The organism is Caballeronia arvi, assembly GCF_001544695.2.
Classification (GTDB): Bacteria; Pseudomonadota; Gammaproteobacteria; order Burkholderiales; family Burkholderiaceae; genus Caballeronia; species Caballeronia arvi.
In genome coordinates, this window is the sequence record NZ_FCOM02000233.1 from 1 (window position 1) to 1343 (window position 1343).

Consider the following 1343-nt stretch of genomic DNA (forward strand, 5'->3'; position numbering starts at 1 on the left):
CAGGTCGTTGAAATACCTCGTCGAACGGTCATCCTGAATGAAGCGGTGAACGTTGAATCTGATGTCATTAACGAGAGCGAGATGGAACGGATGCGCGGCAGCGATGGTTTTACCGAGTCGATGTTCACGGTGTTGAAGCTTGATGATTTCGTGCCGAAGGACCATCCGTTGCGTCCGATTCGTACATGGCTCAATGACTCACTCAAGCGCATGGATGATGTGTTCTCGCGAATGTACGAGGCAGACGCGAGAGGTGGTCGGCGAAGCATTGCACCGGAGAAGTTGGTTCGGGCGCTGTTGCTGCAGGTGTTGTACTCGATTCGCAGCGAACGGATGTTGATGGAACAGATTTCCTACAACATGTTGTTCCGCTGGTTCGTCGGTCTGCCGATGGACGGAACGGTGTGGGACCATTCGACGTTTAGCAAGAACCGCGACCGCTTGCTCGAACACGATGTACTGGTGTTGCTCTTTAACGAGACGGTCGAGACGGCCCGCGAGCGAGGCTATCTCTCTGGCGAGCATTTCAGCGTCGATGGCACTTTGATTCAGGCGTGGGCCGGGCATAAGAGCTTCGTGCCCAAGGCGAGTCCGAGCGACGACGATACGCCTCCAGACGAACCGCCCGCACCGAATGACAACTGGCATGGACAAAAACGCAGTAACGAAACGCACCAATCCACGACGGATGAGCAGGCGCGCCTGTTCCGGAAAAGCAAGGGAACGGGAGCGATGCTCTGTTATATGGGTCATGTATTGACCGACAACCGACACGGGCTGGTTGTCAACGCGCAGGTGACGCTGGCGACCGGCACCGCCGAGCGAGACTGCGCGGCGCAGATGCTTGCCGATGCTGCGAGTGTCGCACCGAGCGGCATCACGGTCGGCGCGGATAAGAACTATGACACCGCCGGCTTCGTAGCCAGTTGTCGCTCGAATCGCGTCACGCCTCATGTGGCGCAAAACGAACGGCGCTCAGGAGGCTCAGCGATTGATGAGCGAACTACACGTTGGCCGGGCTACGCGGTGAGCCAGCAAAAACGAAAACGGATTGAACAGGTGTTTGGATGGGGCAAGACGGTCGGACGAATTCGACAAGCGATGTGTCGGGGACTTGAACGTGTAGACCAGCTCTTCGTGCTGACCCAGGTCGGCTACAACCTGACGCGCATGCGCACACTTGCAGCTTGAGGGGCAGGAAGCAATCGATAGCGTCGGTTTTGTGAACTCACGAGTAGCCTCGAACGCTCACAAAGGTTTTTTACGCGTCTCAGAAGTGCGAGTTCAGCATCCGTCGCAACGCGCCTTAGCGCGCCAACGACGGATATTTCAACGGCCTGCTA

The 1343-nt window shown here is 57.0% G+C and carries 1 protein-coding gene; it reads left to right on the plus strand.

Going from position 1 to position 1343, the window contains the following annotated elements; genetic code table 11:
• Window positions 1-90: 90 nt before the first annotated feature.
• Window positions 91-1191: an IS5 family transposase gene (locus AWB74_RS44565; protein ID WP_061152803.1), complete on the plus strand. Its 1101-nt coding sequence runs from the start codon at window positions 91-93 to the stop codon at window positions 1189-1191.
• Window positions 1192-1343: the final 152 nt, after the last annotated feature.

Excerpts from the sequence above, each read along its gene's own strand:
- AWB74_RS44565 (WP_061152803.1), top strand. The coding sequence starts at position 91 with ATGCGCGGCAGCGATGGTTTTACCGAGTCGATGTTCACGGTGTTGAAG.